The following is a 26980-nucleotide window of genomic DNA, read 5'->3' on the forward strand; positions in this document are numbered from 1 at the left end:
GCCAAATTTCTTGGACAATACTGTCGCTATCGCTGCCGTCAATGTGGTTTTACCGTGATCTACGTGACCAATTGTGCCCACGTTCACGTGCGGCTTGGTGCGTTCGAACTTACCTTTTGCCATTTTAGACTCCTAACGATTTTGATGAGAATGCTCAGGCACACGCCCGACAACCTTAAGATTTAAAACCAGAAACTGCGAGACACTCTGCAATACTAATGGTGCCCTTGACGTGGATTGAACACGTGGCCTCTCCCTTACCAAGGGAGTGCTCTACCACTGAGCTACAAGGGCAGCACGGCTCGCGCGCAATGGGGCAGATACACTCCACTACATCACAAGCACTTAAACTGGAGCGGGTGAAGGGAATCGAACCCTCGTCATAAGCTTGGAAGGCTTCAGCTCTACCATTGAGCTACACCCGCAGGGGCTACCACTTCAGCCGCAAAAATTTTTTACCTATGGTGGAGGGGGCTGGATTCGAACCAGCGTACTCAGAGAGAACAGATTTACAGTCTGTCGCCTTTAACCACTCGGCCACCCCTCCGTAGGGAACCCCGGATTATGAAGATGTCTGAAACACCTGTCAATACCTATTTGCGAATGATACTAAAAATTTGCATTGATTGCGCTGCCTTGCTCAATAAAGCATCAAAGTTGCCTGGATAGCATATCAAATTGACATGAATAATAAATAGTCCGACCAGTCGGTTTATTTAATATATACTCAAACAGCACCGCGAAAGCCTTCTTTAGCGTACCCGCCAACTACGTGGTGCCCTGCGTAATGCCATCTATTTACCTGGAGCGTTAGCCATGTACACCCAAGCCCTAGACCTGCCTGCCAGGGATTTGCCGGAATCCGCGCCTGCATTAGACGAGGCCCAGGCGCAGCTTGCCGCTGTCCGCCACGCAAGATTCGATTCCGCCTTGGCCAGAGAACAAAAAATAGAGGCGCAGGACTGGATGCCGGACGCTTACCGCAAGACGCTGGTGCGCCAGATCAGCCAGCACGCACATTCGGAAATCATAGGCATGCTGCCGGAGGGCAACTGGATTACCCGCGCACCCAGCCTGAAACGTAAAGCGATCCTGCTGGCCAAAGTGCAGGACGAAGGCGGCCACGGCCTGTACCTGTACGCAGCAGCGGAAACCTTGGGCACGTCGCGCGAGCAAATGCTGGATGCGCTGCATGCGGGCCGCGCCAAATATTCATCCATCTTCAACTACCCTACGCTGACCTGGGCCGACATGGGCGCCATAGGCTGGCTGGTCGACGGCGCAGCGATCATGAACCAGGTGCCGCTATGCCGCTGTAGCTACGGCCCCTATGCGCGGGCAATGATACGTATCTGCAAGGAAGAATCGTTCCACCAGCGCCAGGGTTTCGACATCATGCTCAGTCTGAGCCGCGGCACCGCTGCACAAAAAGCGATGGCACAGGATGCGCTGAACCGCTGGTGGTGGCCGACCGTAATGATGTTCGGCCCGAACGATGACAGTTCTCCGAATTCTAAACAATCGATGGAATGGGGCATCAAGCGCATTTCCAATGATGCATTACGCCAGAAATTCATTGATGCGACGGTGCCGCAAGCGGAACTGCTGGGCCTGAGCATCCCCGACCCGGCATTGAAATGGAATGAAGAGCGCGGCCATTATGACTTCGGCGAGATCGACTGGTCCGAATTCATGCGCGTGCTGGCTGGGGACGGCCCCTGCAACAAGGAAAGGCTGGGCACCCGTGTCAAGGCCCACGAAGACGGCGCCTGGGTGCGCGAGGCGGCGCTGGCGTATGCCAATAAACATGGCGGCGGTAACGGCGACAAGCAGGGAGACCAGCGATGAACACAACAGAATGGCCGCTGTGGGAAATTTTTATCCGCAGCAAACAAGGGCTGGAGCACAAGCATTGCGGCTCCCTGCATGCCAGCGACGCACGGCAAGCGCTGCAAATGGCGCGCGATGTCTACACTCGGCGCCAGGAAGGCGTATCAATCTGGGTCGTGCCGTCCAATGCGATCACTGCCAGCGCGCCCGAAGACAAGGATGAACTGTTCGAGCCCGCGACAGACAAGATCTACCGCCATCCAAGCTTTTATGAGTTGCCGGAAGAAGTCAAACACATGTGACGGTGTATAAGCAATATGGATAATATTAACTCCCTGCCGGCCCTTTCATCCCACATCGACTATCTGCTGCGCCTTGGCGATAGCACGCTGGTCCTCGGCCAGCGTCTGGCCGAATGGTGCGGCCACGGCCCGGTGCTGGAGGAAGACATCGCGCTCGGCAATATCGCACTGGACCTGATAGGCCAGTCGCGCCTGCTGCTGAGCCACGCAGGCTCGCTGATGCAGCCGCCGCAAAGTGAAGACCAGTTGGCTTATTTCCGCGAACAGTTCGGCTTTCGCAATTTCACGATGCTGGAATTGCCGAACTCCGGCCTGGAAAAAGGCCAGCAGCAGCGCGACTACGCGTTTACGATCTGCCGCAATTTCCTGTTCTCTGCATACGCAGTGCTGCTATGGCAGGCGCTGGCGGAGTCAGCCGACCGCCAGCTGGCCGCCATCGCCGCCAAATCGGCAAAAGAAGCGCGCTATCATCTGCGCCACTCCAGCGACTGGATGCTGCGCTTCGGCGACGGCACTGCGGAATCTCATCGCCGCGCGCAAGATGCATTAAACGCGCTGCTCCCGTATGCACAGGAATTTTTCTCTGCCGACCAGACAGAGCAGCAGGCAGCCGCCGAGGACATTGCGATTCCAGGCTCCAGCCTGAAACCCGATTGGGAGCAGCTGGTACAGGGCGTGATACAGGACGCCACTCTCGCATGGCCGCCCTCCTGGAACAGTTCACAGTTCCGCAGCAGCGGCAAGACTGGCCAGCATTCCGAGCATTTCGGTTTCCTGCTAGCGGAGATGCAGTCGCTGGCGCGCGCCCATCCCGGCGCCAACTGGTAGGCGACACAGTAAATATCATGGCCGCCACAATACAGGGTGTCAGCAGAGAAGCCGTCATGGCGTTACTGCAAACAGTGCCGGATCCGGAGATACCGGTTGTGTCCATTGAAGAACTGGGCATACTGCGCGATGTCCATATCTTGGATGACACAGTAGAGGTTGTCATCACGCCGACCTACTCGGGCTGCCCTGCGATGCAGGCAATCGAAGAAGACATCTGCAGCGCACTGCGCGCCGGCGGCATCGCGCGAGTGAGCGTGCGCACCGTGTTATCACCCGCCTGGAGCAGCGACTGGATTACGCAGGCAGGCAGGGACAAGCTGCGTGCCTACGGTATCGCGCCGCCGCAACCCGCCCTGCCCTCTTCCAGCCAGGTGCTGCGCTTTATACGCATGCCTGCCGCCAGGGCCAGTGCGCCTGATTGTCCCCACTGCGGTAGCAGAGATACTGAACTGCTGTCCGAATTCGGTTCCACCTCCTGCAAAGCGCTGTACCGCTGCACCGCATGCAGAGAGCCCTTCGACTATTTCAAACCCTATTGACGCTGCCGAACATGAGTCCCCATTTCCACACGTTGCACATACGCGAAGCCAGGCAAGAGACCCAGGATGCCGTTTCCCTGAGTTTTACCGTCCCTGAAGAACTGCGGGAACACTACTTGTATACACAAGGACAGTTCCTGACGCTGCGCACTCACGTGGATGGGCGAGAGCTTCGGCGCGCCTACTCAATCTGCAGCAGCGTGGACGAGTACCAGCAATATGGTACGTTGCGCGTAGCAATCAAGCACGTCGAAGGCGGCCAGTTCTCGCAGTCCGCCCAAAAGCTCAACACCGGCGACCGCATCGACGTCATGCCGCCGGATGGCCGCTTCTTTATTGCGCTGGAACCTGCGCGCGCCAGGCATTACGCCGCTTTCGTGGCAGGCAGCGGCATCACACCGGTGCTTTCCATCATCAAAACCACGCTGGCCCGCGAACCGCTGAGCCGCTTTACACTCATCTACGGCAACCGCAGCGCCGACACCATCCTGTTTTGCGAAGAACTGGAAGACCTGAAGGACCGCTACCTGGAACGCCTGTCGTTGCACCATATCCTGTCACGCGCACCCAATGAGATCGCCCTGCATCATGGGCGCATAGATGCAGAAAAAATGGCCGCGCTGCTGCAGCTGATTCCCGCCGCCGGCATCGACCATGCCTTCATCTGCGGCCCCAACGACATGATAGATTGCGTGGAAACCAGCCTGCTGGCAGCGGGCATGTCCAGGCAGCAGGTGCATACGGAACGCTTCGGCACGCCGGAGACCGCAACCGGGTCCGCTGGCGCCGTCGTTGCAAACGTAGAACACGCAGATGCAGACACGGTGGCACTTACGGTGCTGCTGGACGGCAAGCGCCACGCGCTACGCCTGCCACGGCAAGGCGCCAGCGTGCTGGATGTCGCCCTGCAGGCAGGGCTGGATTTGCCGTATGCCTGCAAAGGCGGTGTGTGCTGCACCTGCCGCGCCAAACTACTGGAGGGCGAAGTTGCCATGGCCAAAAATTACACGCTGGAAGACTGGGAAGTGGCGCAGGGTTTTGTATTAACATGCCAGTCTCACCCGCTTACCGAGCAGGTCGTGGTATCTTTTGACGAGCGGTAAGCCGCTGACACAGCTCTCTCAGGCGGACCGGTCGCAGCATCCCCTCAGCAACGAATAACCAGTCACAGAAAATCAATAATATGGCGCGCACCCAATCACCCGACCACCAGTTGCAGCGCGATGAAATCCTGGAGCGCGCTGCACAGGCATTTGCCGCCAACAGCTACCCAGGCACGTCGATGAACGATCTTGCCAGCGCCTGCGGCACGTCCAAGGCCAGGCTATACCACTACTACCCCAGCAAGGATGCAATCCTGTTTGACCTGCTGGACAGATACACGGGCGTGCTGATCAGCATTGCGCAAACCCATGCCGGCCTGCCCGCTCTGATTGAAGCCTTCCTGGTGGAATACGAGCATTCGCAAACCCGGCACATCGCCTTGCTGAACGATGTAAAATTCCTGGAGGAGCCGCAGCGCAGGCGCATTCTGGACGCGCAAAGGCAAGTGGTGGACCTGTTTACACAGGCGATACAGCGAGCCTATCCTGGCAGCACAACAGAAAAGAACCGCAGCGCGGTCACCATGCTGCTGTTCGGCATGATCAACTGGACTTTCACCTGGCTGAAGCCGGACCAGGATGCATCTGGAAAGATGTCGTACAAGGATTTTGCAAAACTGGTGACCGGTGTTTTCATGCACGGCATGGACAGCCTGTCAGCGGACAAAGCTGGACAATCCGGCTCACCGGAATAAGGACAAGACGATGAATACGAATACAAAGCAATTCGCCTCGCAGGCGGACCTGGAAGCCAAGAAGATCAGTTTCATCAAATTGTCGGCCAATGCCTATGCCTACACCGCCGAAGGCGACCCGAATTCCGGCGTCATCATCGGCGACGATAGCGTGATGGTTATCGACACTACGGCAACGCCACTGATGGCAAAGGACCTGATACGGCGCATCCGCGGTGTGACCGACAAGCCGATCAAATATGTGGTGCTGTCGCATTACCATGCAGTGCGAGTGCTGGGCGCCTCCGCCTATTTCGATGAAGGCGCGGAACAGATTATTGCGTCGCGCGGCACCTATGAAATGATCGCCGAACGCGGCGCGCAGGATATGCAGTCCGAAATAGAGCGCTTTCCACGCCTGTTCTCCGGCGTGGAATCGGTACCCGGCCTGACCTGGCCCACGATGGTCTTTGAAAAAGAACTGACGGTCTTCATGGGCAAGCTGGAAGTAAAGCTGCAGCATATAGGCATGGGCCATACCAAGGGCGACACCATAGCCTGGATACCTTCGCAAAAAATCTGTTTCTCAGGCGACCTCGTGGAGTACGACGCAGCCGCTTACACCGGCGACGCCCAGCTGGAAGAATGGCCTGCCACGCTGGAAGCACTGCGCGCAATGCAGGCCGACAAACTGGTGCCGGGCCGAGGACCTGCGCTGCTCACCCCTGAGCAGGTCAACCGGGGGCTGGACTATACCCGTGATTTCGTCACCAGCCTGCTGCAAAGCGCGAAAGAAGCCGTTGCCGCCGGCATGAACCTGAAGCAGGCGATGGCGCATACGCGCAAGACCATGGATCCGCTGTTCGGCCACGTTTTTATCTATGAACACTGCCTGCCCTTCGACGTCACCCGCGCAGTAGATGAGGCGCAGGGCATCAAGCACCCGCGCATCTGGACCGCAGAGCGCGACCAGGAAATGTGGCACGGCCTGCAGGCTGACTAAAAAAGGAAAAGAATGAGCGCTATCAAAAAAAAGCTGAAGCAGCTGGCCTTGCTCGCTATCGTCATCGCTACTGCAGGTGTCGGCGGCTATGCATGGTCCGCGGAAGCCGTGCTGGAAGTGACGAGCGGGAGCCAGGTACAGAAATTCACGCGCAGCGAACTGCTAAGCCAGCCCGGACTGCGCAGCGTAGACATTACCAACGATGCGACCTATCACCGCGCGATGAAATACCAGGCCATCCCGGTAGCGGCATTGCTGCCGCAGGTTCAGAAGATGAGTTCGGTGCAGTTTACCGCATTGGATGGTTTTGTCGCCAATATCCCGGGTCCGCTGCTGGCCAGCAATGCACAGGCCTGGCTGGCGATAGAGCCGGCTGACCATCAATGGCCCGCCGTCAAGCCGGGCGATCCAGCCAGCGCAGGGCCTTTTTACCTGATCTGGCTGACACCGGAAAAAGCCGGTGTATCCAATGAACAGTGGCCTTATCAGATTGCCAAAATCGCTGAATCGCAACCGCTGGAAAGCCGCCATACCCAGTTGTTGCCCAAGTCTCCGGCAGACAGCGCCGAATACCGAGGCCTGAAAGTCTTCGTGACCAATTGCGCGGTATGCCACCAGATCAACGGCGGCGGCGACGCAGCGATCGGTCCCGACCTGAACAAGCCCTACAATCCCACCGAATATTTTCAGGAAGCTTACCTGCGCAAGCTGGTACGCGAGCCCGCCTCGGTCAGAAGCTGGAAACAGTCGGCAATGCCGGGCTTCAGCGAGCGCATACTCCCGGAAACCGACCTGAACGACCTGATCGCCTACCTGAAGCAAATGGCAAAGCAGCGCTAAGCTTCAGTTCCTGGCATGCGTCATCTGAAAAAAATCCACACCGGCAAAGGTCGCCAGCTCATTGGATAAGGCGCTGATGGTCCACGCCAGATGTTTGTTGAGCGCCACTGCGACAAAGCGCCATTCGGCCTTGCCTTCCCTGACCGAGATTGCCAGCGTGCCACCGGCAATCTCGTACCCGCGCTCCAGAGCGACCCGCCGCAACACATCCTCGCGCGGCACAAACCCTTGCCGGAAACTGAGCGTGATAGCCACTGCGGCCCGGGTCGGTAAACGCGCTTCGAGTTTGGAAATCCACACCATGCACATCGCCGACAGCAAGGCCAACGCGATCGCCGCCCAGTAAAAACCGACGCCGACCATGATGCCGATGACCGACGATGCCCATAGCGATGCGGCAGTCGTGAGCCCGCTGATATTGAAACCCTCGCGCATGATGACCCCTGCTCCGAGGAAGCCTATGCCGGTCACTATGCCCTGTATGGTGCGTGTGGGATCCAGGTTCAGCGGCGGATTGCCGCGTGCGCCGAACCAGTACTCGGGGTAGCCGGTAATCACCACCAGCGCGGCGGAGGCCATGCATACGAGGCCATATGTACGCATGCCTGCGGCGCGGCCATGGTAGGTACGTTCGTAACCCACCATGAAGCCGAGCAGCAAGGCGCCGAACAGGTTCAGGAAAATAATGAGATTGGTAGCCAGTTCCGAATGGGTCCAGAAAGGCAGGAAGGATTCAACGATGGTCATGGCCGGGCTTTTTTGTCGTTTTAATCGGGCAAACTAGAACGCATGTCTGAGATGAGTTCTAAAAACTTGCTCAGCATACCCGAATAAACGCAGGCTTTTTTTTATGACGTGCCCCGGCGTTGCAATTTTACAATGCCACATGGCGGCGGGTGACTACGGCGACTGGCTCCATTACGCTCACGCGTGCGTCAGACAGTCCGCCGAAGCCAAACCCGCGGCGCGCTAGGAGGTTGCCGCTGTTTTGGTGGTGCTGCCTGTTGCCGCGGTGCCGGACGAAGAATCGGCAGGCGGCGTCACGATGGTGGCATTGCCGGAAGGAATGCCATTGGCTTTCCAGCTGTCGAAGGTGTCTTCAATGGCTTTCAACGTATCGTTGCTGATGTCGGGCAGCTTGCCTCCCAGCGCTTGCTGCGCTTCGGCAAAACCTTTCTCAACGGCAGCGCGCACTGCATCCAGCTTCGCGGGATCGTCACCTATGCTGGCCTTGGCGAAGCTCAATATCCGTTCTGCAGTCTTTTTGACGCCGAAATCGCCGTCTTCACTGATATCGTCCTTGGCTTTGGCAATCGCGGCGGGGTCGGCGCTCAATTGCTGGCTGCCGCTGGCCACGTCGGCCAATTTCAAGCCCTGCTGCTCGACCAGCGGACGTATCAGGTCGATGATCTGCTGCGCCTTGCGGTTGGACTCTTCCAGCATTGATGCCAGGTCGGGCGCTTGCGCTGTCTTGTTCAGGCTAGGATTGGAATAGGTTGCATTGCTGACATTATTGGACGCTCCGCCACTTAATGTCACGGTATCCTGTGCTGCGGCAGCCCCGGTGGCGCCGCTAGCCGCGTCGGTCTGTGTGGCATCACGGGTTTTCGCAGGAGCAAGGCTGATGGGTTGCTGAATATTGGTGGTATTGGCGACGCGCATGATGTTTCCTTCCATATAGGCGCAACGAATCGGAGTCAAACGGAATCAGTCGCCACACCAGACAAATTACAAATTAGCAAACCTCGCAAAGCGAAAGAATTGCCCATTCTTATAACATCGGCATAAAACCGGAAAACTCAAGCCTGCTGAAAAGAAAGATGTTGCAAGGCAATGTTAAATATTTGTCCACACAGTCGGATGTCCCTGTCGGGGGCACCTTCAGAGATATTACCAGACCCGGTAAACTTGCCCCGTTTGCGCACCCTCCACACTGCGGCTATACGCCAGCGCTACCCTGCCGGCCGGCACCGCCTCAAAACCATAAAAATAAGGGTCGTAGCTGTCCAGCGACTCCTGCAGCACCGAAGGATTGACCACATTGATGCGCAGACCGCGCTTCAGCTCTATGGCGGCCGCACGTGCAAAACCTTCGATTGCCGCGTTCACCGTGGTCGCATTGGCGCCATAAAGGATGGGCTCATTGCCGACTATGCCGCTGGTCAGCGTGAACGAACCGCCATCGCTCAGATAGTCCTGTCCTGCCAGCACGACGTTTACCTGCCCCATCAGCTTGTCCTGCAAGCCTACCGCGAATAATTCCGGCGTCATTTCCTGCAACGGACCGAAGTGCAGTTGGCCGGCGGTCAGCACTATGCCGTCCACCTTGCCGACTTTTTCAAGCAAAGTCCTTACGCTGTCCATGTCGGTAATGTCTGCCTGATGCTCGCCACGGTTTTTACCCACCTTGATTACCTGATGCCTTTGTTCCAGCTGGGACACTACCGCTTTGCCTATCGCGCCTCCAGCGCCGATTACGAGGATTTTCTTCATGATTTCGCTCCATGCATTGACTGAGCTGTCATTATTCATTCAATCAATTTGTGAATAAATACGCTACCATGAACAACATTAAAAACTGTGGGTTCGCAATTGCGGGCTTTGGGAAAATCATTGGACAAACTGCTCAGCATGGAAATTTTTGTCAGCGTCGTGGATGCGGGCAGCTTTACCGCCGCTTCCGAGGCCTACGATATTTCACCGGTAATGGTCGGCAAACACATCCGCTTCCTGGAGCAGAAGCTGGGTGCCCGGCTGCTGACAAGGACAACGCGGCGGCAAAGCCTGACCGAGATCGGCCACCAGTACTGTGAACGCTGCCGCGTCATCCTTGCAGAAATACGCTCCGCGGAGACCGGCGCCGAAGCGATGCAGGCTACGCCGCGCGGCGTCCTGAAGTTGAACGCACCGGTGTCGTTCGGTTCACAGTGGCTGGCGCCGGCAATGGCCGATTTCCTTGGGCGCTATCCGGAAATCAGCCTGGACCTCAACCTGAATGACAGGGTCGTTGATCTGGTGGACGAGGGTTATGACGCCGCCGTCCGCATAGGCGTACTGGAAGACTCGGGCCTGGTGGCGCGCCCGCTGTTCCCGTACCGAATGCGGATCTGCGCGTCGCCGGACTACCTGGCGCGCAAAGGCACGCCACACACTCCCGCAGAGCTCAGCGCCCACCAGTGCCTGGACTTCATGCACTGGAACAAGCACGTGCGCTGGAAACTGAGAAACCTGCCCGGCGAACCGGATACCGAATCGCTGATACCGGCCAGCCGTTTCCGCTCCAACAACGGCCAGGCGCTGCGCATGGCGGCTTTGCAAGGCTTCGGCATCGTGCTGCAATCGGAAGTGCTGCTGAATGAAGACATTGCCGCCGGCCGCCTGGTCTCCATCCTGGAGGATTACACGCCCGCCTCCAGACCCGTGCAAATCGTCTATCCACGCAACCGTCAAGCAACACCCAAGCTCACCAGCTTCATCGATTTCATGCTGGAACGCTTCGGCGCGCCTCCCCAGGAGAAACCGCCACGATAGCGGCTGGAGTCGCAAGTGCAATATTTCATACTTTGCCAAATGAGATATTCCTTATACTGGCATGCCAGCCCTCTCTGACAAGCATCTTTTGAGAACAATCACGGAACGCCCTCGCTGCCCGTAGCCCAGATCACCGATAGAACCATGCAACCAGCAAATATATTACTGATCTACGCCCATCCCGCCAGCCAGCGCTCGCGCGTCAACCACCGCCTCATCGACGTGGCGCACGCCATTCCGAATGTGCAGGTCAACGACCTGTATGAGACCTATCCCGATTTCCATATCGACGTGGAACGTGAACAGGCGCTGCTGAAGACCGCCGATCTGGTCATCTTCCAGCACCCTGTGCAATGGTACGGCATGCCCTCGCTGCTCAAGGAATGGATAGACGTCGTGCTGGAACATGGCTGGGCGCATGGCAGCGATGGCAATGAATTGCAGGGCAAGGATTGCTGGCTGGTGCTCAGCACCGGCGGTACCATCAGTGAATATCAAGACAGCGGCCAGCACGGCTATCCGCTGGATGTCTTCCTGACTCCTTTCCTGCAGACGGCGCGCCTGTGCGGTATGCACTGGGTACCGCCCTACGTGCTGTACGGCGCCTATCAGGCCAGCGAAGCCACTGTGCAGCAGCACTGCCTGCATTTTCAGGACCTGCTGTCCAGCTATCCGGAATGGCCCAAGGCACCGGCCACTCTCGCAGACGAGGAAGTGTAATGGAAAACAATCTGCTGTTTAATGCACTGATCTACCTGCTGGCCGCCGTCGTCGCGGTGCCGGTCGCCAAGCGCCTGGGCCTGGGCGCCGTATTAGGTTATCTGATCGCCGGCATGGCGATAGGCCCATGGGGCCTGCGCCTGATAGAAGACGTGCAGATCATCCTGCACTTTTCGGAATTCGGCGTCGTACTGCTGCTGTTCGTCATCGGTCTGGAGCTTGACTCCAAGCGCCTGTGGTCGCTGCGCCGACCCATCTTCGGCTGGGGTGGAGCCCAGGTGCTGGGCTGCAGCGCCGCACTGTTTACCGCGGGGCTGGCGCTGGGGGCAGACTGGCGGACTGCGCTGATCGCCGCGCTCGGGCTTTCCCTGTCTTCGACGGCAATTGCGCTGGCAACGCTGGAAGAGCGCAACCTGATGGCGACACCGGCAGGCAGTGCCGGGTTTTCGATCTTGCTGTTCCAGGACATAGCGGCAATTCCGATGATTGCGCTAATCCCGCTGCTGGGCGTGGCAGAAACCCAGGGCGAGACCGAAGGCTGGCTGGACGGCCTGAAAGTGGTCGGCGTGATCGCCGCTTTGATCGTCGGCGGCCGCTACCTGATACGGCCCATCTTGCGCGTGATTGCCAAGACCGGCATGCGTGAGATTTTCACCGCGTTCGCTTTGCTGCTGGTCATCTCGATCGCGCTGCTGATGGAATCGGTCAATATGTCGATGGCGCTAGGCACCTTCCTGGCCGGCGTACTGCTGGCGGAATCGGAATACAGGCATGCACTGGAAAGCGATCTGGAACCGTTCAAGGGCCTGCTGCTGGGGCTGTTCTTTATCGCCGTGGGCATGTCGGTGGACTTTGGCCTGTTCCTGACCAAGCCCTGGCATATCCTCGGCCTGGTTGCCATCTTCCTGACGGCGAAAATGGGCGTGCTGTATCTCCTCAGCAAATGCTTCAAGCTGCCGCGCACGCAGCAAAGCCTGTTCACCTTCCTGCTGGCACAGGGCGGCGAGTTTGCCTTTGTCGTATTCAGCACGGCCACTTCGGCCAAGGTCTTCTCGCCTGACACGTCGGCATTGCTGGTGGTCGTCGTTGCATTGTCGATGGTCGTCACGCCGCTGCTGCTGGTGCTGTACGACAAATGGCTGGAACCGCGCCTGCGCAACCTGGACCAGCGGCCCGACGATGACATTACGCCGCAGGACAGTCCGGTGATCATTGCCGGCTTCGGCCGCTTCGGCCAGATCATCGGCCGGCTGCTGTATGCAAACCGCATCTATGCCACCGTGCTGGATCACGATCCTGACCAGATCGACCTGCTGCGCAAATTCGGCTTCAAGATTTTTTATGGCGATGCTACCCGCGCCGACCTGCTGCAATCCGCCGGCGCCGACAAGGCCAAAATACTGGTCGTGGCCATCAACAACCTGGAAGCCAGCCTGAAGCTGGTGGACGTTGCCCGGCAACGCTTCCCGCATCTGCACATCATGGCGCGCGCGCGCAATATCACCCATTGCTATCAGCTGATGGACAGGGGCGTCACCGTGTTCGAGCGCGAAACCTTTGAGGGCTCGCTGCAGCTGGGGCGACGCGTGCTGGAAGACCTGGGCTTCGGCGCCTATCAGGCCAGGCAGACTGCGATGAAATTCCGGGCGCACAATATCAAGACCATGCACGCGGTCTATCCGCACTACAAGGACCAGCAGCAGCTGGTCTCTTTGGCAAAACAGGCCAAGGATGAACTGGAAGAGATGTTTGCACGTGACCGCGAAGCCCGCGACAAGCAGCAAACCGATGGCTGGGACGCCCCCTGAGCAGCGGCCATGTGCAACATAAATTTGCAGGGCCGCCGCTCCCTGCGCTCCGCCATGCTGTATAATCCTGCTCACATATTCATTGGGGAGTAGTCTTCTTTGGTCCCAGACTGAAGAAAACGCATCAACATACTTGACGATCGTCATGGTGCGTTTGGCCTGAAAGCGCTTACAGCGGCTGGCAGGTTTGGCAAGACCTTTGATATATGCGCTTGCAACGACCAGGGATTGGGCGGCAGGCGTATGTATCATTGGCCAATTCGCCCGATCCGCACACATCCATGGAAGCTTTCCTCGTCTCTGCCTTAGCCATCGCCGTAGGTGAAATCGGCGATAAAACCCAATTACTGGCGCTGCTGCTGGCCGCCCGCTATAAAAAACCGCTTCCTATTGTCTTGGGAATATTGTGCGCCACCTTGGCCAACCACGCGCTGGCAGCCCTGCTGGGCCAATGGGTAGCCGCCCATGTGTCCGCCGGTGTGCTGCGCTGGGCGCTCGGCCTGTCATTTATCGCGATTGCTGCGTGGACGCTGAAACCGGATGAGATGGAAGAAAACAGTTCCGTCAGCCACAGCCGCTATGGCGTCTTCATGGTGACGTGCATTGCCTTCTTTCTCGCGGAAATAGGCGACAAGACGCAACTGGCAACAGTCGCGCTGGCCGCGAAATATTCCAGCATAGGCTGGGTCGTTGCAGGCTCCACCGTCGGCATGATGGTGGCCGATGTGCCCGCGGTTTTCCTGGGCAAGATCGCATCGCCGAACTTCCCTTTCAAGCTGGTGCGCTATATCGCGGCAACCATCTTCTTGCTGATCGGCGCGGCGGTGCTGCTGGGCATGGGCAGCGGTTTATTTTAATTTCTCAGGCAGGGTCGCTCCTGCCTGCTGATGAAGCAAGTACGGAGCAAACATGGAACAGAACAAGGCAATCAGCATTTACCACAATCCCCGCTGCAGCAAATCGCGCGAAACACTGGCACTGGTGCAGGACATCGCCCAGCGCGAAAGCCTGGAGCTGAACGTCATCGACTACCAGAAAACCCCGCCCTCGCTGGCGGAACTGGAAGCGCTGCACATGCAGCTGGGCACCAGCGTCCACGACATGCTGCGCGATAATGAAGATGAATACGCGGCGCTGGACCTGGCCAAGGCAGCCGACAGCCTGTTGCTGGCTGCCTTGGCAGCACACCCCAAGCTGTTGCAGAGACCTATCGTCAGCTATCGCGGCAAGGCTGCGATAGGGCGTCCGCCGGAACACGTGCTGGCCCTGTTCGACAGCACTCAGCATCAACACTCTCAGCAGAAAGCAGCATCATGAGCGATTTCACACTGCCGGCGGGAACCATCGTTAAATACGGCACCGTCTCCACGCAGCTGTATCCAATGCTGCGCAACGGCATACAGCCTGCGGCGGCATCCGCCATCGCCAACGGCATCTACGTCGGCGAGTTGATGGCATATTTCTCCGCCTGCACTGCATTTTGCGACGCCACCGGCGAACTGCACCGCGACAACGAGGCTGTCATGGATGTGTTTGTCAAGGCACTGCAGGACGCCCACGGGCAGAAACCGGCGATGCCGGAACTCGAAGATATCGCCGTACAAGCCGGCATGCCCGTCGTGCTGGACATAGAACTGGGTGAAGCCTGCACCGTCTGGGCCAATGAAAATTTCATTGAGGGCACCAGCAAACACGAAGCCGCCGTCGTGGAAGAAAGCGTCTTAAGCAGCAAGGCTGAAAAAAGCTGGGGTAACTGGCGTTGCGGCGTCATCGTGCGCGAGGGCGGCATCCCTGCCAACTGGATCAAAAAATTCCATTTCCCGCGCCTGCTGGATTACCGCGATGCAGGCTCGCGCAGCCCCCGCACGCTGGAACAGACAACGGACTGTGCACTGATGGTAGGCGGCCTGATGCAATCCTGGCACAAGGACTTCCCGGCCGACCTGCTCAGCGCCTTCCGCAAACAATACGGTCGCACTAACTTCTCGCAAAGCAGCAGCTTCGACGACACCGCGCTGGAACGCTTCTTCAACCTGAACGCGATGCTGGACCCGGCCACACGGCTCTTGAACCAGATGACGATATGGCAGGATATTGATGCGCTGGCGAAGAAACAGGGAATTCCGCTGGCATAACAGTGCGCAGGCGGCCGGAGACGGATTCAGGCGAATAACGCAGAAGCGAAATATTTGGCAGCTCAGGTAGGCATAACGGAGGTCGTTTCACTCCATTTGGCTTACCGCTCTCAATGCACAGACAGACGCCCGAATGTTCGGGCAATAATGCACTGGCTGGTAGTATCACCCCCGCATCATTGCCGCCAGCAGCTGGCTCTTCAGGGTCTTGATCAAGGCCGTCTCGTCCGGCGGCACACCCTCTTCCGCCACCACTGCCCTGTCAGCATAGAACAAACCCAGCGGTTTCTTCTGTATCACCAGAGGCAGTACGATGAAACTGCGTGCATCCGGCAGCAGCGCCTTATGCCAGGCGGGCAGCATGCTTTGTATCTTGGGCGCCATCGCATCCGAAATCATCAGGTCGGCGTTGTTGCTCATCGCCAAGCTGAAGATGTCGCTTTCAATCTTGGAAGGAAAAGCAAATGCCTTCTGCCGCTCCGCATATTTTTCACCGACCGCGATCCTTGCGACGAAGCGCGAAGACTGCACGTCGCGCAGGCAGGCCGTCGCAAAACGGAAACCCATGCTGCTGTACAGCGTCTCCAGCACCAGCAGCACCAGGTCGTTCAGCTTGCACTGGTCGGAGGCCAGCATCTGCGTCACATCCTGCACGCCGGCCAGCAGCAGGTCGCGCGCATTGACCGGTTTGCCGCTGGCATAGCGTTCCGACTTTTCCTGCATTTGCTCTGAATCGAAGGCTTTCAGCAAGAACTCGCTCGGCACTTCCCGGCTATCCGACAGTTCATCCGCGGCAGTGCCCACAGGCGGCATCGCGATGTCCATGCTTTTCGCCAGCTCGCGGGTTTCCAGCTCCACGCGCGCCAGCAGGCTGGCCAGGCGGTCCTTGTCCAGATCCAGCACATTGCCGAATTTGAGCAAGATGCCCTTGCAGCGGTCCGGCAGCGAATTGGTGCCGGGCGCCAGTATCTGGTCGGCGACCTCGTCGCTGAAAGTGGCCACCTGCTTGAGCCAGTCATTGCGGTTGCTTGCCCGCTTCAGCGTGCCGCCGGGAAGGCGCCCCAGCGACTGCACGATGGTGTCGGGAATCTTCCAGTCCTGCAAGGCCAGCTCGCCGAAGCGTTCGTAGGCGCAACCCAGCAGCAGGTCGGATGCTTCCGCGGGCGTCGCTTTGCCTGTGTCTATCATCGACTGTATGCGGCCATGCAGCTGATGGTCGAAGGAGGCAACCAGCACCCTGCCCATGTTTTTGAACAATGCCGCAACCGCAGCTTCTTCGGCATCATGATAGATGCTGCGCTGCGCCATCTCGCGGCCGACGATGCTCGCGCACAGCGCATGGATCAGCTCCTTGCGCACGCTTTGCGCATGCTTTTTGTCCTGGAAGCAATCCACCAGCAGCATCGCCAGCGCACTGGTCTTCACCGTATTGAAACCCAGCAGGAAAATCGCGCGCGAGATCGTCGTCACCGGAATGCCCGAGGCATTCCGGTACTGGATGGTGTTGGAAAGCCGTAATATTTTTTGCGTCAGCCCGACATCCGACAAGACAAAATGCGCCAGCTTGGCGACCGGGTCTTCACCGGACGAGGTAATTTCAACGACTTTGGACACCGCCACGCCTAGCGTGGGCAGGCTCAGGTCTTCACCGATTTTTTTTAATATCCTGTCGCGCGGCATTTCTGGCGCGTCGTGTTGCAGGAATGCAGAGGGATCGCTTGTCATGAACTCAGTGTAGCAGTGCCTGCAGGTTCGCTTGGCATACCAGTGTTAAATCCAACACCAATTGCAACATTATTTAACTTTTCTATTTGAGTTTGAGTTAATGCCGTACTTTTTTTGCAATGCATCATAAAGGCCGCTGATTGCACGCAAGCGCGGATTCATCGGATCGAGCCGCCGCGCGGATTCTATCAGCATCCTCGCCTGCGCGGCGACGGAACCTTCCCATCCCAAATTTTCGAGATATTTTAGCGTCGCCAGCGCAGCATTCATCACCACCTGCGGATTGTCCGGCGATTTGCGGGCGGCCGCCGTCATTACCTCGACCGATCCTTTGAAATCGCCATCCCTGGCTTTCTGCACGCCGTTGGACACCAGCGCCATCACTTCCTGGCGGCTTTGCTGCGCGAGGTGCCGGGCGATATCGTTTTTCCCCGCATTTTCAAACACCCCCATCGCGCGTGACATCATCTGCGGGCTGCTGGCATTGCGCATCACGTCCAGCACCACCTGCGTAGCCTGCTCCTCCTGCCCGTTTTCCAGGCAGTTGCGCGCCAGCCCCAGCTTGGTGGCGGCAGACAACCCTATATCTTCCTGGCTGGCGGTGACGGCCGCGCCCAGCTCTTCCAGCAGCCGCGCATCGCCCGTCTTTGCGTGTACGCGCGCTGCCGAAATTGCGCGGCAGGCCTCGGTTTTCTTCATGCCGGACATACTCTTTTCCAGATCGCGTATCACCGACTTTGCCTGTTCGGTATCGCCCTTCTGCACCAGTGCATCCACCAGCTTCGCATGGTCTTCCGGATCACGGAAATCGGAATACTTGGCCTTGCTGACGACCCTCTTGAATATGCTTTCCGCAGTGTCGATATCCCCGGTTTCCAGCGCGATATCACCCAGCTTGCGCAAGCGGCGCACGGCGTGCGGCGAAATGCTGACGGCGGTGTCCAGCACAGCTTTTGCTTCCGGCAACTGGCCGACGATTTCATGGGTCTTGGCCAGCCAGTCGTAGGCGTCCATGAATTTATCGTTCTCGGCCACCAGGCTTTTCAGCAGGCTCTCCGCTTCTTCGTAGCGGCCCTGCATGAACAGCGTCTTGGCCAGCCCCAGCCGGGCCCAGGCGACGGCACGCAGTTCAAACTGCTTAGTGTAGATTTCCTCGGCTTCCACCGCTTCGCCCAGCGTCACATGCAGCTCCGCCCTCAGGCGCATGAAATCAACCGCATATTTGGGATGGGCATCACCGCCTTCGCGGCAGGCAGCCACCGCGGCCGCGAGGTCGCCCCTGTCCATCAGTGCATGAACTTCGACAAAGGCCTTGCGCTTGTCGATCGCCTTCATGACTCTTTCCAGCAGCATGTCGGCAGTAAAGGGTTTCAGCAGGTAGTCGGACGGCGCCAGTTCAGCGGCGCTGACGACCTTGGCGTAGGAACGCTCGGCAGTCACCATGATGAAGATCGTGGACAGCGGCGTCAGCTTGTGGTGGCGTATATCTTCCAGCAATTGCTGGCCGTCCTGGCCGACGCCAAGATCGTATTCGCACATGACCAGGTCGAAAGGCTTGGACTGTATCGTACGCACAGCCATGCCCGCCGTCTGGGAATGCTCGATTTTTGAAATGCCGCATAAATTCAGCATGTTATGCAAACTGACCCGCATACCCGCATGCGGTTCAATGAGCAAAGCCCGTATATCCGCCAGATCGCTCATGAAAATCTTCAGCCTATTATTTATTCGTTATGCATGGCCGGTATGGCAATCGCACGCACGCCTGCGGCGGCTGCATTCCCGGCGGAAGCTGCAGCATTCATTTCAGGAACCGTGCTATCAGCAGCACCAGCAGCGACAACAGGATCGTCGATGCAAACGGCAGCGAGAAAACCCGGCCGAACAGCTTGAATCGCAGGTCGCCCGGCAAGCGCCCTACGCCCAGCTTTTCCAGCCAGGGCAGCAAGGCGGAAAAGACGATCAGTGCGACAAATATGGTGATGACCCAGCGTATCATGCGAATTCTTCCTGTTTTGGCACTGGCGCATCTAGAGGCCGAGAGGCCAGGATGCCGAAATGCGCAGTACCGTCCGACTATCGTATTCAGCGTATTTTCAGTTTGTTGCAAGCATTGCTACAGGCGATGGCTGCGGTCATGCCGCAACAGCCGGGCATCCAGATCCACACCCTTCCCCACTACCAGTACCTTGAACAGCTCACCCATCTCTGCCGGGGAAATCAGTTTTTGCAAGGCATTTGCCTGCGGCAGATACTTCAGCGGATCTTCCGCCGGCGTCCGCATCAGCAAATCCCCTATGCCTGCTTCCAGCAGGAAGCCTGCCTGGCTCGTATATCCCAGCAGATCCAGTCCCGCTGCCTGCGCCGCCAGCGCCATTGCCGTAAAGTCCACGTGCGCCGTAATATCCTGCAAACCCGGCAGGTAAAAAGGATCGGGATGGGAATGGTGCCGGTAATGGCACATCAGCGTACCCTGCATGCGTTGTTCCAGATAATACTCCGCTGCCGGGAAGCCGTAGTCGATCAATATGGCGACAGCGCCTTGCCCGCTGTCGCGGTGGCCCTCTGCCAGCATCTGCGCCAGGCTGCGCATGAAACCCGCGCCTATGGGATGCACCTCGGTCATATAGCCGCTGGGCAAGGCATCTGCGTCGGGAATTTGCGCGGTCAGCCCGGCGTCGCAATCCCGCTCCCTGTAGATAAAGCGCGGCTGCTGCAGTGGCGAATCCTGGTCCACCACGCTGACTCCGCACTCTTTCCAGCCCAGGTCGGTCTTGATGACTATCTGCACTGGCATGGCGTCCAGCACCTCGTTGCCCAGCACCACACCGGACAATGACCGTGGCATTTGTTGCAGCCATTGCACTTGCGGGAAGGGTTTCAGTAATTCTTCCTGCCTGGCACGCAGTTCGCCGGACAATTCCACGATAAAATAGCGGTCCAGGACGATGCCCTGGGCCTCGTACTCCGACAAGATGTCGTAAGCCAGTTTGCCGGTACCGGCACCGAATTCCATGATCTGCGCACCGGTTTGCGCAAACAACTTCGCTGCGGCATGCGCCAGCGTAGTGCCAAAAAGCGGCGTGATTTCCGGCGCGGTTGTAAAATCACCGTCTTTGCCTAATTTTGCCGCACCGCCACTGTAATAACCGAGTGCAGGCGCATATAAAGCCAATTCCATATAGCGGGCGAACGAAATCCAGCCGCCATGCGCATTGATGTCGTTGATAATCAGTTGCTGCAGGGCCTGGGAAGCCGCCATCGCATCCGGGGCTGGCACAGGTAGGGATAAAGGTAGTTGCATACCGGCATTGTAGAGAAAAGACCTGCATAAAGCAGTAAAAACAGCATTAGAAAACGGCAGTAGAAAACATTTCCATTATTGGCCCCATGAGCAAGCAAGACAATATTATCAAAACAGATACCCCATCGGCCGCAATGCCGGAGAACCGCGTGGCACTCGTTACCGGCGCCGCACGCCGCATAGGGCGCAGCATTGCACTGGCAATGGCGCGCCGCGGCTGGGACATCGCCGTGCACTACGGCCGCTCGGCGGCGGAAGCCGACAGCCTGGTTGCCGAAATCACCGCCATGGGAAGGCGCGCCGTCGCCCTTCACTGCGACTTGCTGGACGAAACGGCAACACGTCAATTGCTGCCGCGCGCGATGGCGGCGCTGGGCCCGGTCAGTTGCGTGGTCAATAATGCATCGCTGTTTGAAGAGGACAATGTCCGCAGCTTCGGCCAGCAGTTAATGGACAGGCACATGCGCGCCAACCTGGCGGCGCCGGTGCTGCTGGCGCAGGCGCTGCACGCTGCCACGCCAGCCGGCCGGCAAGCCTGTGTGATCAACCTGCTGGACCAGAAGCTGTACAACCTGAACCCGGATTTTCTGTCTTATACGCTGTCCAAGGCGGCGCTGCAATGCGCGACCACGACGCTGGCGCAAGCGCTGGCGCCCACGGTAAGAGTGGTCGGCATCGCCCCCGGCATCACGATGGTGTCTGGACACCAGAGCGAGGCCGATTTCGCCCAGGCGCACCAGGTAACGCCGCTGGGCCGCTCCAGCACGCCTGAGGACATCGCAAATACAGTATGCTTCGTCGCAGAATCGCCGGCAATGACGGGCACTACCCTGCTGGTGGACGGCGGCCAGCATCTGATCCCGCTACAGCGCGACGTGATGTTTGTGGCAACTGCCAGTGCGGCGGCCACCTCTGATGCCGCATCGCCCCATTGAATTCCCCGCATTACTTTTTACAGAAATAAAGAGCCCATCATGTTATCTGCCCTGCTCCATCCCCAGCTCAGCGATTGCCGCCGCCTATTCTTGCGCAATTACGAAGTGCGCATCAATATAGGCGTGCATGAATTTGAAAAGAAGGGCGAGCAAAGGGTGCTGATCAACGTCGACCTGTATGTCCCGCTGGCGCTGTCGACACCGACCGCCGACCAGCTGAATGAGGTGGTGGACTATGATTTCATGCGCGAGACCATCGCCCAGCGCATGGCCCAGGGCCATGTACACCTGCAAGAGACGCTGTGCGACGACGTCGCCCGCATCATGCTGGCGCATCCGCGGGTCAGGGCAGTGTCCGTGTCCACGATGAAGCCTGATGTCTATCCCGATTGCGAAGGCGTCGGCGTGGAAGTGTTCCAGATCAAAGCAGAGAAATAATATGAACATGCAAGCCTTGCACGAATCCCTGGTTACCGAAGTCCCGGCGCCGGAAGTAGCCAGCCTGAAGTCCCAGGAAAAGATCACCTACGAAAACAACAAGCTGCACAAGCGCCTGTGCCGCCAGGTCGGCCAGGCCATCGGCGACTTCAATATGATAGAAGAAGGCGACAAGGTCATGGTCTGCCTGTCCGGCGGCAAGGACAGCTACGCGCTACTGGACATTTTGATGACGCTGCGCCAGCGCGCGCCGATCAATTTCGATATCGTCGCCGTCAATCTGGATCAGAAGCAGCCCAACTTCCCAGCCGACATCCTGCCGGCCTACCTGAGCAAGCTGGATATCCCTTTCCATATCGAGAATCAGGACACCTACAGCATTGTCAAGCGCCTGATCCCGGAAGGCAAGACCACGTGCTCGCTGTGCTCGCGGCTGCGGCGCGGCATCCTTTACCGCGTGGCCGATGAACTGGGCGCCACCAAGATCGCGCTGGGCCACCATCGCGACGACATCCTGGAGACCTTTTTCCTGAACATGTTCTTCGGCGGTAAGCTGAAGGGCATGCCTCCCAAGCTGCAATCCGACGACGGCAAACATATCGTGATCCGCCCGATGGCCTATGTGAAGGAAGCCGATTCCGAGCGTTATGCGCAGGTCAAGAAATTTCCGATCATCCCCTGTGACTTGTGCGGCTCGCAGGAGAACCTGCAGCGCAAGCAGATCAAGGGCCTGATGCGTGAATGGGAGAAGAAATTTCCCGGCCGCGTGGAAAGTATTTTCTCATCATTGTCCACCGTCGTGCCTTCGCACCTGATGGACACCGACCTGTTCGGCTTCGCCGGCCTGAAGGCAGACGGCGTTGCCAATGCCAACGGCGACATCGCATTTGACGATGAACCCTGCGCCACTCCCGTAGAAGGCGGCAGCGTCATCAAGCTGCACCTGCGCGATGAAGACTGATGCCGGCATCCCAGGGATTGGTTTACGAATTGACGGACGATTGATAAGCGATTGATGGACGATTGATGGACGCCTCGCACCATATAGAAAAACGCAGCCTCGAAGTGCAGGCAGCAGATGCCATCCGCAGCCGCATCATCTCCGGCGACATGGCCGCGGGCTCACGCATTACCGAAATCCGTCTGTCCGAAGAGATGAATTTGTCGCGCGGCACGATACGCTCGGCATTGACACGGCTGGTCGGCGAAGGCCTGGTCGAACAGACACCCTACTCCGGCTGGAGCGTGGTGGCGCTGACGGCGCGTGGCGCGTGGGAGCTTTACACCCTGCGCAGTTCGCTGGAAACACTGGCGGCGCGGCTGGCGGCGGCCAATCTGAAAGACGAAGATGGCAGCAGGCTGGAAGCCGCGTTACAAAAACTGGAGGCTGCCGCCGGCACGGGCAAGCTCGATACCGTGGCCGATGCCGACTTTGCGCTGCACAAGGAGATCATCAGCATTTCCGGCCACACGCGCCTGAAGCAGCAGTACCAGGCGCTGGAGCATCAGATCCGCATGTATATCGCACCGTCGGATGCCTTGCTGAAATCGGCGGACGAAGTTGTCAGCCAGCATGCGCCGCTGGTCGCCGCCATCCTGGCGCGCGACCCGGAGAAAGCCGCAGCCATTGCCGCAGCCCACAACCTGATTGAAGGCCAGGCTCTGGTCGACCATTTTAAGCACATCCACCCTGCCGAAGCATCGCTGGAACTCAGCTTCGGCAACGGGCTTTAGCACCTCTCCGGAATGAGGCCGCCAGCCTGCAGCCTGGCCCACAGCCTTATTCCACCGCCCACCCTTCCACCTGGCAAGAAACGTAAAACGATATTGCAAAACAGAATTGGTGAATTTTTTTCATTTTGCTGATTGTCGACAATCAGCAATTTTGCATTATAATGAAATTCATCGACTCCGTTTGATCGCCTTCGGCTACTTCGCCTGACAGACGCCGACAGTGTTCACACATCGTAAGGATTTGCCATGGACTATTCCCCTGCCTTCATTGAAGCCTGCTACGGCTCCCCCGCAGTCGCAGCACTACGCGCCGACCTCGCGCTGGCCTTGCGTGCTGCTGCCCATCACGGTCTGGCGGAAGGCGTCTGCAACCACTTCAGCGTGCTGCTGCCGGAACATGATGACCTGTTCCTGCTGAATCCGCGCGGCCTGATGTGGGGGGAAGTGCAGGCGGACGATATCGTGCTGATCGATGCAGACGGGTGCAAGCTGGCCGGCATCCATGAGGTGGAACCTACTGCGATGTTCATCCACGCCGCGGTACACCGCATCGCCCGCAAGAAATGCGTGCTGCATACCCACATGCCCTATGCCACCGCACTGACGTTGACCGAAGAGCGCGGCCTGCACACGGCATTGTCGCAAAATGCAATGCGCTATGCCGGGCGTATCGCCATCGATGCCCAGTACAACGGCCTGGCGCTGGACATGGGCGAAGGCGAGCGCATTGCCAACGCCATGCAGGGAGCCGATGTGGTTTTCATGGGCAACCACGGTGTGATCGTTTGCGGGGACAGGGTCGACCATGCTTATGACGACCTGTATTACCTGGAGCGCGCGTGCCAGGTACAGGTGCTAGCCATGTCCACCGGCCGCAAGCTGCTGCCGGTGGATGATGCCCTGGCACAAAGGGTCGCCGCCCAGACGCAGGGCGAGCGCCTGCAATCCGAACTTTTCTTTTCCGCGTTGCGCCGCACCCTTGCCTGATGCAAAGGCGGCACCCGGATTTACTTCTATTTCAGATAATGGACAACATCATGAACAATTTTGGAACCAAGCCGGAATGGCTGACCTTCGACTGCTACGGCACGCTGATACAGTGGGACGAAGGGCTGGTCAAGGCAGTGGAACGCATCCTCAACCGGCATAACGGCACGCCGGTATCCGTAGAAAAGCTGATCCGCGTGTACGACGCCTACGAACATGAACTGGAGGCCCAGAAGCCGCACCGTTCATTCCGCGACGTTGCTGGAACCGCGCTGGAAATGGCGATGAAGGAACTGGGCCTGGACTACCAGCCGGATGACATAGAAATACTGACGTCCAGCATCTCTGCCATGCCGCCATTCCAGGAAGTGGTGCCGGCACTGGCACAGTTGAAGAAAATGGGATTCAAGCTGTGCATCGTCTCCAATACCGACGACGACATCATTGCCGGCAATGTAGCGCAGATGGGCGGGCACATCGACCGCGTGATCTCGGCGCAGCAGGCACAAGCCTATAAGCCGACGCGGGCGATTTTCGAGCATGCACACAAGGCGCTGGGTGTCGGCAAGGAAGACGTGGTGCATATCTGCGCCAGCCCGCACCTGGATTTGCAGGCAGCGCGCGACATCGGCTTTCGCTGCGTATGGATAGACCGCGGCACTGCGCGCATCCCCCTGCCGGACTACACACCGGATGCGATCCTGTCGCGGCTGGATCGCGCACCAGTGCTATTCAAGCAGCTGGGCTGGTAAAGCACTCTTCCTGATGCAGCAAAGCCGGCAGCAGCCCCTTGGCTGCTGCTGTTGCCACCGGCCTGCTACGCCGGTAGAATTCCGCGCCGAGCAAGAAGTTCCTCGCAGAATTTTCATCCTGGTCATGCAGCGCACCGCAATGGCGGCAAGTAAAAAAAATGTCTTCAACGCCGGCATTTCCCTGCCCGCAGCTGCTGCAGGTAATCGAACTATAGGCGGCATCCATTTTCTCGAATTCCGCACCGCTCTTTACGCAGGCCTGGCTGATATAGAGCGCCAGTTCGAACAAGGCTGCCCGTTGCCGGTTGTTGCGGACCGCAGCCGGCAAGGGGTTATCGCTGCCGTCTTCCGTGTTGACAACCGCGATGCTTTTTAATTTCATGTCTTCTATGCGCACCAGCGAATAACGTTGCGCTATGCTGTGGGCGAGATTGCGGTAGATATCGTTGCGCTGTGCGATCAGCTTATCCCTCAGGTTGTGCATCTCATGCGATACACGCAGGATTGCCTGCTGCCAGCCATCCAGTATCTGCAAGGCAGATGGCAGCAGCCCGGGGGCGGCAAGCAAGGCATTGCGCAAGGCGCGCATGCCATTGATGGGCACCTTGTCGCCCGCGCGCAGCAGCCGGGAAGCTCGCTCCCGCAGTGTATCCGGAAGCCCGTCCGTGTGCGCCAGCGTCCGGCGCAGGTCTACCCATGCAGCATTGGCCATTTCGGCCAGCACTGCCTGCAGACGTTCGACATGGTCCATCCTCTTCAGCCAGCGCGCCGGCAGCACCACATGCTCGGCTGTGCCGTCCGAGCCGGCGATCACGGCGACACGCAAGCCCTCCTTCACAAGCCGGAAACCCAGATCGATACCACACGCCAGACGTGACGGGTGATCTAGCAGCGCAGGCGGCTGGGCATCGGTCTGCACGACGACGGAGCAGCTCCAGTGGAATTCGCTGCCGACACGTCTGCGCTGCACATGTAGCTGCTTGATCAGCCTCACAGGCACAGGCTGGTGCAAGACGATGGGCCAGGTCACTTCATGGCGTAGCAGCTGCCTGCTGGATTCATCGCGGGTAGTGAAGACCGTCATCGTCAGTTCATGGCGGGCTTTTGAGCGCATGCCGCGCGCAGACAAGTGGGAAAACTGTTCGTCCGGAAGCGCGCGGATACGTGCAAAACTCAGCGTGCCTTGCATCAGCTCTTCCAGCAGAAAACCGCCGGCCTGCCTGACCGCGAACTTGCCTGTGCCATCGAAGGACTTGAAGCGCAGCTCGGCATTGTCTTTCATCGCTTTCACGCGCGCCGTATCGTAGGCGGCGACCACGGTTTCGGAATTGCCCCACCATAGCCCGCTGGCGGCGACCAGCTGTTTGACTTTGTCGTAGCGAGCCTGTTCCAGCTCTGCAATGCGTGGCGCCAGCGTCTGCCTGGCCAGCACCCGCAATTCGCGCGCACGGGCGCCGAGCGATTTCCTCTCTGCAATCAGCACACCGATTTCTACATCCAGCGCGGCCGTATCGGCCTTTTTACTGCGCTCTTTCGCCCGCAACTGTTTTTTCCGGCTCAGCAGATCAGCCTTGGCGCGTTCTATGCTGTCCAGCCTGTTTTGCACCAGTTCCAGCTCCGCATCCGATTCCGGGAACAGGGCGCGATACCTTGCCTTGTGTTCACGCTCCAGCTCAACCAGGTTGTTCCACAGTTTATTGCGCAGGAAAAGATGTTCCTGCGCCGCTGCATCAAATCCCGAGACCGGATCCAGCAGACCGAATTTCGCGGCTCTAATCATTGTCTTGAA

At 58.4% G+C, this 26980-nt stretch carries 29 protein-coding genes, 3 tRNA genes and 1 riboswitch; of the genes, 20 read left to right on the forward strand and 12 right to left on the reverse strand.

Features of this window, described 5'->3' with window-relative positions:
- From ACO0LO_RS28055 to ACO0LO_RS28070, 4 genes are all read right to left on the reverse strand, one after another.
- The coding region (locus ACO0LO_RS28055; protein ID WP_017454492.1) for a GTP-binding protein at positions 1–123 on the reverse strand (123 nt) is incomplete at its 3' end.
- Positions 124–219: 96 nt separating this feature from the next.
- Positions 220–294: transfer RNA gene (locus ACO0LO_RS28060), tRNA-Thr, on the reverse strand.
- Positions 295–351: 57 nt separating this feature from the next.
- Positions 352–425 (reverse strand) — tRNA-Gly (locus ACO0LO_RS28065).
- 37 nt (positions 426–462) lie between these two features.
- A tRNA-Tyr gene (locus tag ACO0LO_RS28070) sits at positions 463–547 on the reverse strand.
- A gap of 269 nt (positions 548–816) precedes the next feature.
- Here ACO0LO_RS28070 and paaA point away from each other — a divergent pair.
- The 8 genes from paaA to ACO0LO_RS28110 all read left to right on the forward strand — a co-directional run bounded on the left by paaA (position 817) and on the right by ACO0LO_RS28110 (position 7122).
- Positions 817–1848 (forward strand): 1,2-phenylacetyl-CoA epoxidase subunit PaaA, encoded by a 1032-nt coding sequence (gene paaA / locus ACO0LO_RS28075; protein WP_422969683.1) that lies wholly within the window; start codon positions 817–819, stop codon positions 1846–1848.
- The gene (paaB, locus tag ACO0LO_RS28080; RefSeq protein WP_422969685.1) at positions 1845–2132 is read left to right on the forward strand and encodes a 1,2-phenylacetyl-CoA epoxidase subunit PaaB; all 288 of its coding nucleotides are present in this window, start codon (positions 1845–1847) and stop codon (positions 2130–2132) included. The genes paaA and paaB overlap by 4 nt, the downstream gene beginning before the upstream one ends.
- Positions 2133–2147: 15 nt before the next feature.
- Positions 2148–2960, forward strand: a complete 813-nt coding sequence (paaC, locus tag ACO0LO_RS28085; RefSeq protein WP_422969687.1) for a 1,2-phenylacetyl-CoA epoxidase subunit PaaC — start codon at positions 2148–2150, stop codon at positions 2958–2960.
- Positions 2961–2977: 17 nt separating this feature from the next.
- Positions 2978–3502 (forward strand): 1,2-phenylacetyl-CoA epoxidase subunit PaaD, encoded by a 525-nt coding sequence (paaD, locus tag ACO0LO_RS28090; RefSeq protein WP_422969689.1) that lies wholly within the window; start codon positions 2978–2980, stop codon positions 3500–3502.
- Positions 3503–3513: 11 nt separating this feature from the next.
- The gene (gene paaE, locus ACO0LO_RS28095) at positions 3514–4605 is read left to right on the forward strand and encodes a 1,2-phenylacetyl-CoA epoxidase subunit PaaE (protein ID WP_422969691.1); all 1092 of its coding nucleotides are present in this window, start codon (positions 3514–3516) and stop codon (positions 4603–4605) included.
- An 80-nt stretch (positions 4606–4685) separates the two neighbouring features.
- Entirely contained in the window at positions 4686–5300 is a 615-nt protein-coding gene (locus tag ACO0LO_RS28100) for a TetR/AcrR family transcriptional regulator (RefSeq protein WP_422969693.1), read from the forward strand.
- A gap of 10 nt (positions 5301–5310) precedes the next feature.
- Positions 5311–6282 (forward strand): MBL fold metallo-hydrolase, encoded by a 972-nt coding sequence (locus ACO0LO_RS28105; RefSeq protein ID WP_422969695.1) that lies wholly within the window; start codon positions 5311–5313, stop codon positions 6280–6282.
- 12 nt (positions 6283–6294) lie between these two features.
- A complete protein-coding gene (locus ACO0LO_RS28110; RefSeq protein ID WP_422969697.1) occupies positions 6295–7122 on the forward strand; it encodes a c-type cytochrome in 828 nt (275 codons plus the stop codon).
- Positions 7123–7125: 3 nt separating this feature from the next.
- Here the strand turns inward: ACO0LO_RS28110 and ACO0LO_RS28115 are convergent, their stop codons facing one another.
- From ACO0LO_RS28115 to ACO0LO_RS28125, 3 genes are all read right to left on the reverse strand, one after another.
- The gene (locus ACO0LO_RS28115; protein WP_422969699.1) at positions 7126–7869 is read right to left on the reverse strand and encodes an MgtC/SapB family protein; all 744 of its coding nucleotides are present in this window, start codon (positions 7867–7869) and stop codon (positions 7126–7128) included.
- A 222-nt stretch (positions 7870–8091) separates the two neighbouring features.
- A complete protein-coding gene (locus tag ACO0LO_RS28120; RefSeq protein WP_422969701.1) occupies positions 8092–8784 on the reverse strand; it encodes a hypothetical protein in 693 nt (230 codons plus the stop codon).
- A gap of 228 nt (positions 8785–9012) precedes the next feature.
- Positions 9013–9615 (reverse strand): short chain dehydrogenase, encoded by a 603-nt coding sequence (locus ACO0LO_RS28125; RefSeq protein WP_422969703.1) that lies wholly within the window; start codon positions 9613–9615, stop codon positions 9013–9015.
- A 120-nt stretch (positions 9616–9735) separates the two neighbouring features.
- Between ACO0LO_RS28125 and ACO0LO_RS28130 the strand changes: the two genes are divergently transcribed.
- The 6 genes from ACO0LO_RS28130 (at position 9736) to ACO0LO_RS28155 (ending at position 15316) form a co-directional block, all read left to right on the forward strand.
- Positions 9736–10653 (forward strand): LysR family transcriptional regulator, encoded by a 918-nt coding sequence (locus ACO0LO_RS28130; RefSeq protein ID WP_422969705.1) that lies wholly within the window; start codon positions 9736–9738, stop codon positions 10651–10653.
- Between the two features lie 144 nt (positions 10654–10797).
- Positions 10798–11373 carry an NAD(P)H-dependent oxidoreductase gene (locus ACO0LO_RS28135; protein ID WP_422969707.1) on the forward strand — a complete coding sequence of 192 codons (576 nt, stop codon included), beginning with the start codon at positions 10798–10800 and terminating at the stop codon, positions 11371–11373.
- On the forward strand, positions 11373–13181 hold the full coding sequence (gene kefC / locus ACO0LO_RS28140; protein WP_422969709.1) for a glutathione-regulated potassium-efflux system protein KefC: 1809 nt from the start codon (positions 11373–11375) through the stop codon (positions 13179–13181). The genes ACO0LO_RS28135 and kefC overlap by 1 nt, the downstream gene beginning before the upstream one ends.
- Positions 13182–13253: 72 nt before the next feature.
- Positions 13254–13370: riboswitch (yybP-ykoY riboswitch) on the forward strand.
- A 92-nt stretch (positions 13371–13462) separates the two neighbouring features.
- A complete protein-coding gene (locus tag ACO0LO_RS28145) occupies positions 13463–14038 on the forward strand; it encodes a TMEM165/GDT1 family protein (protein WP_422969712.1) in 576 nt (191 codons plus the stop codon).
- A 52-nt stretch (positions 14039–14090) separates the two neighbouring features.
- Positions 14091–14498 carry an arsenate reductase (glutaredoxin) gene (gene arsC, locus ACO0LO_RS28150; RefSeq protein WP_422969714.1) on the forward strand — a complete coding sequence of 136 codons (408 nt, stop codon included), beginning with the start codon at positions 14091–14093 and terminating at the stop codon, positions 14496–14498.
- The gene (locus ACO0LO_RS28155; RefSeq protein ID WP_422969716.1) at positions 14495–15316 is read left to right on the forward strand and encodes a hypothetical protein; all 822 of its coding nucleotides are present in this window, start codon (positions 14495–14497) and stop codon (positions 15314–15316) included. The genes arsC and ACO0LO_RS28155 overlap by 4 nt, the downstream gene beginning before the upstream one ends.
- 165 nt (positions 15317–15481) lie before the next feature.
- Here ACO0LO_RS28155 and ACO0LO_RS28160 read toward each other — a convergent pair whose 3' ends face one another.
- The 4 genes from ACO0LO_RS28160 to ACO0LO_RS28175 all read right to left on the reverse strand — a co-directional run bounded on the left by ACO0LO_RS28160 (position 15482) and on the right by ACO0LO_RS28175 (position 20345).
- On the reverse strand, positions 15482–17041 hold the full coding sequence (locus ACO0LO_RS28160; RefSeq protein WP_422969718.1) for an HDOD domain-containing protein: 1560 nt from the start codon (positions 17039–17041) through the stop codon (positions 15482–15484).
- A 69-nt stretch (positions 17042–17110) separates the two neighbouring features.
- A complete protein-coding gene (locus ACO0LO_RS28165) occupies positions 17111–18745 on the reverse strand; it encodes a tetratricopeptide repeat protein (RefSeq protein WP_422969720.1) in 1635 nt (544 codons plus the stop codon).
- 97 nt (positions 18746–18842) lie between these two features.
- Positions 18843–19040, reverse strand: coding sequence for a DUF2905 domain-containing protein (locus ACO0LO_RS28170; RefSeq protein WP_422969722.1), 198 nt, complete (start codon positions 19038–19040; stop codon positions 18843–18845).
- 117 nt (positions 19041–19157) lie between these two features.
- Positions 19158–20345 (reverse strand): class I SAM-dependent methyltransferase, encoded by a 1188-nt coding sequence (locus ACO0LO_RS28175; RefSeq protein ID WP_422969724.1) that lies wholly within the window; start codon positions 20343–20345, stop codon positions 19158–19160.
- An 86-nt stretch (positions 20346–20431) separates the two neighbouring features.
- Here ACO0LO_RS28175 and ACO0LO_RS28180 point away from each other — a divergent pair, with 86 nt between their 5' ends.
- The 6 genes from ACO0LO_RS28180 to ACO0LO_RS28205 all read left to right on the forward strand — a co-directional run bounded on the left by ACO0LO_RS28180 (position 20432) and on the right by ACO0LO_RS28205 (position 25191).
- Positions 20432–21280, forward strand: coding sequence for an SDR family oxidoreductase (locus tag ACO0LO_RS28180; protein ID WP_422969726.1), 849 nt, complete (start codon positions 20432–20434; stop codon positions 21278–21280).
- A 39-nt stretch (positions 21281–21319) separates the two neighbouring features.
- A complete protein-coding gene (locus ACO0LO_RS28185) occupies positions 21320–21718 on the forward strand; it encodes a dihydroneopterin aldolase (RefSeq protein WP_422969728.1) in 399 nt (132 codons plus the stop codon).
- 7 nt (positions 21719–21725) lie between these two features.
- Positions 21726–22679, forward strand: a complete 954-nt coding sequence (ttcA, locus tag ACO0LO_RS28190) for a tRNA 2-thiocytidine(32) synthetase TtcA (protein WP_422969787.1) — start codon at positions 21726–21728, stop codon at positions 22677–22679.
- Between the two features lie 65 nt (positions 22680–22744).
- Positions 22745–23452, forward strand: a complete 708-nt coding sequence (locus tag ACO0LO_RS28195; RefSeq protein WP_422969730.1) for a GntR family transcriptional regulator — start codon at positions 22745–22747, stop codon at positions 23450–23452.
- A 246-nt stretch (positions 23453–23698) separates the two neighbouring features.
- Positions 23699–24439 (forward strand): aldolase, encoded by a 741-nt coding sequence (locus ACO0LO_RS28200; protein WP_422969732.1) that lies wholly within the window; start codon positions 23699–23701, stop codon positions 24437–24439.
- 50 nt (positions 24440–24489) lie between these two features.
- On the forward strand, positions 24490–25191 hold the full coding sequence (locus ACO0LO_RS28205) for a haloacid dehalogenase type II (protein ID WP_422969734.1): 702 nt from the start codon (positions 24490–24492) through the stop codon (positions 25189–25191).
- On the opposite strand, the gene ACO0LO_RS28210 is transcribed toward ACO0LO_RS28205, so the two are convergent.
- Positions 25172–26971 (reverse strand): zinc ribbon domain-containing protein, encoded by a 1800-nt coding sequence (locus ACO0LO_RS28210; protein WP_422969736.1) that lies wholly within the window; start codon positions 26969–26971, stop codon positions 25172–25174. The genes ACO0LO_RS28205 and ACO0LO_RS28210 overlap by 20 nt on opposite strands.
- Positions 26972–26980 lie beyond the last annotated feature (9 nt).

This window comes from Undibacterium sp. TJN25 (assembly GCF_049339885.1).
Classification (GTDB): domain Bacteria; phylum Pseudomonadota; class Gammaproteobacteria; order Burkholderiales; family Burkholderiaceae_D; genus Undibacterium.